This is a genomic window from Chamaesiphon sp. VAR_48_metabat_403 (assembly GCF_031422475.1).
Lineage (GTDB): Bacteria > Cyanobacteriota > Cyanobacteriia > Cyanobacteriales > Chamaesiphonaceae > Chamaesiphon.
In genome coordinates, this window is the sequence record NZ_JANPLS010000288.1 from 1 (window position 1) to 8,484 (window position 8,484).

At 42.4% G+C, this 8,484-nt stretch carries 12 protein-coding genes and 1 pseudogene; 7 read left to right on the forward strand and 6 right to left on the reverse strand.

Annotated features, from left to right (window positions below):
* From RMO79_RS13580 to RMO79_RS13590, 3 genes are all read left to right on the forward strand, one after another.
* The coding region (locus RMO79_RS13580) for a hypothetical protein (RefSeq protein WP_310483695.1) at positions 1-272 on the forward strand (272 nt) is incomplete at its 5' end.
* Positions 256-474, forward strand: coding sequence for a hypothetical protein (locus RMO79_RS13585; RefSeq protein ID WP_310483696.1), 219 nt, complete (start codon positions 256-258; stop codon positions 472-474). The genes RMO79_RS13580 and RMO79_RS13585, both read left to right, overlap by 17 nt.
* Positions 467-736: a type II toxin-antitoxin system mRNA interferase toxin, RelE/StbE family gene (locus RMO79_RS13590; RefSeq protein WP_310483697.1), complete on the forward strand. Its 270-nt coding sequence runs from the start codon at positions 467-469 to the stop codon at positions 734-736. The genes RMO79_RS13585 and RMO79_RS13590 overlap by 8 nt, the downstream gene beginning before the upstream one ends.
* Positions 737-1,208: 472 nt before the next feature.
* Here the strand turns inward: RMO79_RS13590 and RMO79_RS13595 are convergent, their stop codons facing one another.
* The 6 genes and pseudogenes from RMO79_RS13595 to RMO79_RS24590 form a co-directional block, all read right to left on the reverse strand.
* Positions 1,209-2,468, reverse strand: coding sequence for an ABC transporter ATP-binding protein (locus tag RMO79_RS13595; RefSeq protein WP_310483698.1), 1,260 nt, complete (start codon positions 2,466-2,468; stop codon positions 1,209-1,211).
* Between the two features lie 272 nt (positions 2,469-2,740).
* A complete protein-coding gene (locus tag RMO79_RS13600; RefSeq protein ID WP_310483699.1) occupies positions 2,741-2,884 on the reverse strand; it encodes a helix-turn-helix domain-containing protein in 144 nt (47 codons plus the stop codon).
* 13 nt (positions 2,885-2,897) lie between these two features.
* Positions 2,898-3,332, reverse strand: coding sequence for a hypothetical protein (locus RMO79_RS13605; RefSeq protein WP_310483700.1), 435 nt, complete (start codon positions 3,330-3,332; stop codon positions 2,898-2,900).
* Positions 3,302-3,712 carry a hypothetical protein gene (locus RMO79_RS13610; protein WP_310483701.1) on the reverse strand — a complete coding sequence of 137 codons (411 nt, stop codon included), beginning with the start codon at positions 3,710-3,712 and terminating at the stop codon, positions 3,302-3,304. Before RMO79_RS13610 ends, RMO79_RS13605 begins: the two co-directional genes overlap by 31 nt.
* The gene (locus RMO79_RS13615; protein WP_310483702.1) at positions 3,705-4,385 is read right to left on the reverse strand and encodes a hypothetical protein; all 681 of its coding nucleotides are present in this window, start codon (positions 4,383-4,385) and stop codon (positions 3,705-3,707) included. Before RMO79_RS13615 ends, RMO79_RS13610 begins: the two co-directional genes overlap by 8 nt.
* Positions 4,386-4,583: 198 nt before the next feature.
* A pseudogene (locus RMO79_RS24590) lies at positions 4,584-4,724 on the reverse strand (type II toxin-antitoxin system PemK/MazF family toxin); the annotation flags it as partial.
* Positions 4,725-5,224: 500 nt separating this feature from the next.
* Between RMO79_RS24590 and RMO79_RS13625 the strand changes: the two are divergent.
* The 4 genes from RMO79_RS13625 to RMO79_RS13640 all read left to right on the forward strand — a co-directional run.
* The gene (locus RMO79_RS13625; protein WP_310483704.1) at positions 5,225-5,767 is read left to right on the forward strand and encodes a transposase; all 543 of its coding nucleotides are present in this window, start codon (positions 5,225-5,227) and stop codon (positions 5,765-5,767) included.
* Between the two features lie 62 nt (positions 5,768-5,829).
* Positions 5,830-5,988: a universal stress protein gene (locus RMO79_RS13630; protein ID WP_310483705.1), complete on the forward strand. Its 159-nt coding sequence runs from the start codon at positions 5,830-5,832 to the stop codon at positions 5,986-5,988.
* Positions 5,989-6,272: 284 nt separating this feature from the next.
* Positions 6,273-7,805 carry an NAD(P)/FAD-dependent oxidoreductase gene (locus RMO79_RS13635; protein ID WP_310483706.1) on the forward strand — a complete coding sequence of 511 codons (1,533 nt, stop codon included), beginning with the start codon at positions 6,273-6,275 and terminating at the stop codon, positions 7,803-7,805.
* Positions 7,806-7,939: 134 nt separating this feature from the next.
* Positions 7,940-8,484 (forward strand): NAD(P)-binding protein (locus tag RMO79_RS13640; RefSeq protein ID WP_310483707.1); only part of this gene is annotated, 545 nt, incomplete at its 3' end.

Sequence of the window (8,484 nt, forward strand, 5' to 3'; positions counted from 1 at the left end):
CCCAGATTTTAGAAGCAATTCGACTCATGCCCACAATCGAACGTATAGAGATCGTAGAATTTACGTTGAGATTAATGCGTGCAGACATCAAAAGAGATAGCGATCTTCAACCAGCAAAAAAATTGAGTTTAGCTGCTGCGGCTGAAGTAATGCACGATTTCTATGCGGAGGGTAGTAACCTCGCTAAATCTAGCGTTCGCGCAAGCGTGCCAAAAGGCAATCGATCTCCCGATGACTTCTATGAATATGAAGACTATGCAATTCTCAATTAACCTTAACCAAGTTTTACAGAATATTTCGGAACTAAGTGTCGAGGAGCAATTCTATTTATCCGATCTGCTACAAAAACGCTTAATCGAGGTGAGAAGAACTGAAATCGCTAACAGAGTGAAAGAAGCTGAAGAAAACTATCGATCGGGTAATGTTCGATCGGGTTCTGTTGCAGATTTAATGATGCTGTCAGACGATGATTGAGATTATTTGGGATGAACCCTTTTTAAGAATTTTAAAAAAGTGGCGGAAGAAACATCCAGATCTGTCGGAAAGATTTCAACAAAAAGTTTCTCTGTTTATCGAAGAGCCGTTTCATCCATCATTACGAACTCATGGTTTGAGTGGAAATCTTGATGGTTGTTTTGCACTGAGTATCACATATGAGTATCGGCTAGTTTTTAAGTTTGTCTCAGAGGATCGAGTCTTGCTGCTCGATATTGGTACTCATGATGATGTTTACTAAAGAAAATAAGCAATCGATCGAATCCACACATTAGTCTATCTCCAAAAAACGTTTACAGATCCGGTGCTGCACCGCGATATTAAGCCTGCGAATATTTTAATCGATAATTCCTATGAGCCTTATCTAATTGATAAAGTTCTTGACTCGAATGGAACTGAAGTTGATTATTTTGTTGTGTTTACGGTCTTTAAAGAAAGTAAGAAGCTGAGATTGCACGTACAAAGTGCCTACCCTGTATATGAAGGGATCGGAAAAATCAAGAAAGTCGGCTTTCTGGTTATCGCGAATAATTTGCTAACTAATAAGAAGTTACCAAAGCCTTAAATAACAAAGGCTCCCTACAAGGAGCCTTCACCAAAATATTACTTTTGGTATTCAGAACGTCTTTACCGGACTAGCCTCGACCACAAGTGGTAACGGGATGTCGTGCCATTGGCACTAGCCACCAATTGCATAGACTAAACAAGCAGAGTTAGCTAATTTGCAGTGCTAGGGTAGTATCGCGATCGAACAGATGAATTTTATCGGTGGTTGCCGAAAGCCAGACTTCTTCACCGACTGTCACTACTTTATCGGGTGAAACTCTGACATTAATTAACAGATCGGTTTGTTCTAAATCGAGAATTCTGACACCGATATAAGTGTCGTTACCCAATGCTTCGACTGTCTCGATTCTCCCGTGAAAATTTTTGGTAGCTGGTAAACCTAAAGTTAAATGTTCGGGACGAATTCCCATTAATAACGATCGATTTACAGATTGCTCTAGGCAGTTTTCCCATGCTTCGGGGAGGGTAATCCGAAATTGGTGATTACCGATCGATAGTGGTAATTTAACCTGGACTGGAATCAAATTCATCGGTGGCGAACCGATAAATTGAGCGACAAAAATATTGGCAGGATGGTTGTAAATTTCTAATGGGGTATCGACTTGTTGAATTTGTCCCCGATTCATCACGGCAATTCGATCGCCCATTGTCATGGCTTCGGTTTGGTCGTGGGTGACATAAATTGTCGTTGTCCCTAATTGACGTTGCAATTTGACGATTTGAGTGCGAGTTTCCGCTCGTAATTTAGCATCGAGATTGGATAATGGTTCGTCCATTAAAAACACTTTAGCTTCCCGCGCGATCGCCCGTCCGAGGGCGACTCGTTGTTTTTGTCCGCCAGAAAGTTGCTTGGGAAACCGACCTAGTAAACCCTCGATTTGGAGCATTTCGGCAACTTGGCGAACTTTCTTACCAATAATCTTTTCGCGCGCGGAAATGTAGCGCAACCCACGCGGAAATCCGCGCGTGATTTCGACGAGAAAATTTTCAACTTGAGGGGATAAACCTTTACTTTTTTTGACTAAACTGGGAGTAAGCAAAGATTGGCTCCGCCGCAACCCAAAAGCGATATTGTCATATACCCGCATGTGTGGATAGAGCGCGTAACTCTGAAATACCATCGCAATCTCTCGTTCCTTGGGGGGTAGATCGTTAACTAGCACATCCCCGATCGAGATTGTGCCAGCAGTAATCGTCTCTAAGCCCGCAATTAGCCGCAGGAGGGTACTCTTACCACAGCCGGATGCACCTACCAAGACCATAAATTCGCCGTTGTTTACAGTCAAATTTATCCGCCGCAGCACACCTTCGGCGGCAAGAGTATCTGGGTTTTGGGGTTTGCTTTTATCCTTAGTATCTGTAGGAGTGTAGCTTTTGTAGATATTTTCTAGAGTAACTTGTGCCACGGTAGATTGCTGTCTATTACGCGAGAGTCTTTATCTTCCCACACTATCGCAGATTGCTTGGGAAATTGCTTGGGAGATGGAGGGTGGGGAGTAAGAAGTAGCAAGAAAATAAGATCCCAAATTGTAGGGTGTGTTACCAAAGCTGATTGACAATGCAAAAGTTCCTAGAAAGTTATAGTACTTCCCGGAAACCCTCATTTATCAACCTTTCCAATCTTTATGGACGTACCCCGACTCGAACGGGGGACCTCATCGACGCATATATCGTTCTCCTACAGGCGATCGATATATGCGTCGATGTCTTTGCGCTTAAATCGATAAGCCTTGCTCATAATTTTGGTCGGCAGTTCGCCAGCGGAGATCGCTTGTTTGAGGATGTCTCGACTCAATCCGGTGAGAGATTGGGCTTCGGACATAGTTAGCGGCAATTTATCGGCGATGTAGATATCTAAACAGTATTAGTAATGCTTCGCTAAAAACTACGCTCCCCAGTATACCTATGGGCAGAACGATCCACGGATCTGGCATGTCTTTATAGATAAGATACCAAGGTTTGCGAGTTTTTTTGATTATTTGATGAGTACCTAAATACTTGTCTATCGCGATACATTCACCATCGATTACCTGCTTGTTAATCTCATCTGTTGTTGAGGATCGCTCGCTGGCGAGTTTTATCAATCGATCGCGACTAGCTACAACTAGGTCGATGGTAAATTTAAGGCGCATATCGCTCGTCCAACCTTCAGGTAATCGATCGAAAGTTGCTTCAATTGAGTCGCGCTCGATTCTCTTAATGCGATCGATCCAAAATCTTGCTGCTTCCGGTCTTAGTTCTAGTAAGCGATTGGTTCTGGTGCATTCCAATTATTCGGTCGGATGACATTTTCTGCCGCAATCGTCGATAAGATTGTATCGACTGTGTACGGGTAATTTATACCGAATCTGTCTTCGAGTAAACTTTCACCCGCTCGTTCGATTGCTCCAGTTTCTAGAAAGTTAGGACTAGCAAGCATTTTAAAGCCGTCCGCTCGCTCTACCAGTTCGCAACCAGCCACGGGTAAACCGATGCGTTCGGCTAAGGTTGCAGTGACTTTCTCGACCCATGCACCTCTGAGATCGGCTTTGACTAGGGATCTACCCAGGCTGGGCAGATCCTGCCAGTATTTAGCGATCGCGCCTTCAGGATGAATTTCAAAATCTCGATCGCTAGGTACTGCAATCTGAATGACAGGAAATTTAGACACTCATCGCTACCTCTTGACTTGCCAGAGCAAAGCTGGGTGTCTCGTACAAGTTGGTTGAGGTATCGAATGAGATGATAATTTGTCCACCGCCAGAGTAGTCTTTCTCGCCAATGTTGACGAGGTTGATGTTAGAAATTGTATTTTCCAATTGGCTAAAGTGCGGTGAGAATTCTCCCAATCTTCGCTCTTTTGCAGTGACGATCGGTGCTTCTGGAGGATTGGCAATTGCTTTAAATTGCGTGGATGAATTTAGGTTACTAGCGACTTCATTATCTACTTTCCACAATCCAAATTCATAAGTATACTTACCATCTTCATCTGGTTCGACGATCGGGCAGACAGTGAAAGGATCGCCGGAAAATTGCCCGCCAGTTCGACCGATGTACTCAAATAGATCTACGATCGGATATTGTAGATTGAGGGTTCTGGCATTACGCTCGTAGTCGGGTCTGATTAGAGGAGTTCTCTTCCTGAGCGTATAGGGTAAATCTGACAATTTACGGGCGGGTGCGAGTACTTCTTTCAAACCTGGATATCTAGAGATCGTTGGTGCTAATAGTTGGGTTGGTTCGGTTTTGTACCCGTCATTGGTGCGGACGGTGCGATACAGCGGTTCCCAGATTTTCTCGTCGGGTGGAATCCAACCTAAATAAACGCCAATTACTGGTTTCATCGCTTCTTCCTGCTGGGTAAGGCTAAGATCTTCATCTTAACAAGATCGAGCAGATCCTAAAGATCGCGGGGTCTATGTCTTTTGGCAAATATCAGTACTTGTGTTCTATAATACGTTAGAAATCTAATTTCTGGCGATCGAGATGAATACGTTTACCATCCATAACGCGAAATCCCAGTTCTCCAAATTATTATCCGCAATTTGATAGCAGAGTGCCACAGATTCTTGAGTGAGTCCACCTTCTTCGGCGGGAATGGTAAAGGTGCCAGGAATGTTCGAGCGGAGGAGGTTGGAAGTGAGAGGCACAATAATGACGACTGTTTGAGTAAATCTATCGATCGTCTGCGATTTATCACAGACAGCGACATCCAGATCCAAGTGAAACCATTTGTGACGATCCGGATCGTCACATGACTACTTTGTAAAAATAATCTTGAGTCAGTTTGCAACAGTTAAATATTAGGCATCTTGCGCTCATATAGTTAATAATTGAAATCTCTTCCTATTGATAGATATTAAATTAGTAAATTGCATTTATGAATCTATCCATCTGCCGATGTATTTATTGACTGTGTGACTAATATTTTCAACAAAGCTTATAACCGTAAATTGAAGTGATAATTCATCTAAATTATTAAATTGCTAAACATATTTTCCTCACAAGATTCTCACATTTTTAGTCTAATATTTGATGTTTGATGTTGTTAGAATATTAAATATCTACCTTAAAATTTTAATAACGATCGCTACAATCGCTTCGCTCGTCGAATAGCAATTTAATAGTGTCACCAACAAATCTTACAAATTTAATATCCTTCACAATAATTACCCTGAGTAATATGATTAGCAGCCCTACAAAACAACTTGATGAAAATTCAGAAGCGGCAGATTTGTATACTGATGTGGATACTCGACATTACATCAGCACATCCAAAGTTGAAACCCTGGCTAAACTCTATCTGGACAGCGAACCTGCCCAAATTGATGATGCAACGCTGGTAGAACTGTGCGATTGGCTGTGGGGTGAGTTTCAAAATACCCCACTCAACCTCGAATTCTCATGGTACGAGCGTTACCAGAATGCCGCTGAGATGTTTGCTGATATCAAGCAAAGTCATCTGTGGGTGTCTGCTGAAAATTACGATACTAGCCTGGGTATCAATCCAATTTATAACTTCATCCTCTATGCAGTGCATAACCACGACCACTATCGCACTCATAGCGATTTTAGTATGGAGGGGGAACTGGCAACTTACAATGCCACTGCCAAACGCGCTCCCAGTCTAATTATCCAAAAGATTATCTATTCTGAAAGTGTGTTGCGACCTGCTGCTTACCTATTTCTGGGACATGCACCGACATCTAAAATTGTCTTTTTATAATCGATAATCGATGTGGCAAGCTGTCAATTCTAACTAACAATTATTGAGGCAAATGAACCTGAGTGCTACAAAAAATCTTAATTGCAACTGGTGACTCACCAGAATCGGCAGAAGTTTTCAAATCTGGACTCACACTCGCTGAAAAATATGGTGCCCAAATTTCGATCTTACAGGTCCTAGCAACTATGTCTTGCATCATGCACCTTGCTCGGTATTGGTGATTCAACAGAAATAGAACCCGAATTATTGCGATCGAATATTACAGTTTAATTAAATTTTAGGAGAAAAATCATGTCAATATTTTAACGATCGTCACTTTCTTAAATGCGCTCTTCATCCAGTAGCTGTAATGACTGAGCAAGCAGTTGACTGTCTTGATTACTGTCCGAAGACTAGAGGAAAATGGGCTGTAAATTGATAAAAAATATTGCTCACAATTTGAAAATTCTTTTTCTAATCGAGCTATCGAAAAATAACTAATGTTTATGATGCGAGGAACTGTTCCATGCAACCAGATTATCTGATTATCGGCAGTGGTTTATCAGCTTTGACCTTTGGTGCTTTGATGGCAAATGCTGGTAAAACCGTCCAAATCCTCGAAGCTCACGAGCATCCAGGCGGCTTTGGGCATACGTTTACAATGGCGAAAAAGTATACGTTTAATGCTCAATTTCACTATGTTTGGGACTGCGGTGAAGGGCAAACAGTTAATCGGGTACTCGAAAAATTAGGATTGGATAAAGAAGTAACCTTTGAGCAATACGACCCAAATGGTTTCGACCATATGCGAATGCCTGGTTATAAAATGGATATCCCTTCAGATCCAGCAGTATTAATCGATCGACTATCTACATTGTTTCCCAAATATTCTCACAACATTCGTCAATTTGTAAATGAAGTTGAGAAAACTGGTGCAGGCTTAAAAATAGTCGCGCCACCATTAAAACCGATCGAACTCTTCAAGCATCCTCAGCAAGCGTTCAGTGCCGCCTCCAACATCAACAATACCCTTCAGGATGTATTTGATAAATTCCAGCTTCCCCAGGCTGCCCAGACCCTTTTAGCCCTGCAATGGCTAGATTTTTTACTGCCGCCAAACCAACTTTCTTTCTTTGCGTGGGTGGCATTATTTAGAGGTTATCAAGCAGGGGCATTTTACCCAACTCAGCACTTTGAATCTGTGATTAATTCGTTGGTGAAAGTCATCGAATCAAATGGTGGACAAGTATTACTTAACCATGAAGTCACGAGTTTTAGACTTACAGATAAAACGGTGACGGGAGTTGAGGCAATGAATCTCACCACTCATCAAACCGCAGAATTTACTGGTGATACGGTAATTTGTAATATCGACCCTCAACGAGCTGCAAAAACGATCGGGTTAGAAAAGTTCTCCAAAGCTGTACGCCAGAAACTCGACTATGAATATTCGGCATCTAATTACATGGTTTATTGCGTCGTCAAGGATATCGACTTGCGCGACTATGGATTTGGGAAGTGGAATGTTTCGCATACCGGACATGAAAGTCTGAATGAAGCATTTGCCCAAATGTACGATCGCCATGACTATTCTAATCCAAGTTTTGCGATCGCCACGCCGACATTATTGACAGATGCAAGTCGAGATTGTCCGGCAGATTGTCAGATTGTCGAATTTCTGACTGTTGCTAATTATGCCTACTTTAAGCAATTACGCGATGGCGATCCCAAAGCCTACAGGCAGAAAAAACAAGAGATTTTAGATGCGATGCTCGATGTGGTGGAGAAACATTATGTGCCGAATTTTCGGGAGCACATGGTGTTTGAGATTACAGGTAGTCCGACTACTAACGAACGCTATTGCTGGTGTCCTGAAGGTAATTCCTATGGTTCGATTTTGACACCGCGCAATATGGGTTTAGGACGATTGAATCATGAAACTTCACTCGATCGTTTTTATTTCTGCAATGCTTCATCTGGTTATCCAGGTTTTGCACCAACGATTTGGACGGGGGCATTGTTGTATCAACGATTGTCTGGGGATGTGATTTTGGGTTGAATAACTGGTACACGCGACACTGTTTGATTTGTTGCGTAGATCTACCCACCCCACTGGGCGGGTGACCCGACCAGTAGCCCTACGGGCACCCCTCCCAAGAGGGGATTTTCTATAGTTTAGAGGTTAAATTCATTATGAAAATTGCAGTAATTGGTGGTGGGGCGAGTGGGATGGTATCAGCTTATCTACTCGACAAACAAGGACATCATGTCAGCGTATTTGAACGACAACCGATGTTGGGCGGACATATTCGGACACTGAATAAAAATGTGAAACCGGATCGAGCAGATTGTACCGAAATTCTTGAAGGTGGGGTGCTGGAATTTCCAACTGCATTTACAGACTTTATCGCGTTGATGAAGGAATTAGATGTCGAACTAGAGCCTGTAAATGTTGGTTCGGGGATGTTTTTTAATAATGGCGATCGCTTTTTATCATCAGTTAACACCAATAATAACTTTTCAGGTATTCACCGCCTCATCGAACATTTACGCTTTGATACCCTTTATGCGCGTTCTGCTAGCTTGTGGTTGAGAATCCAACTTGCCAATCTCCAAAATCTAGCAGATCTGCCCCTATCTACATATCTCAAAAGTTCGGGTACTCGCGATACTTGGTTGAAATTGCTAGTGATGTATAGTTACTCAATTCCGTTTGAACTAATTGATGATTTTCCGGC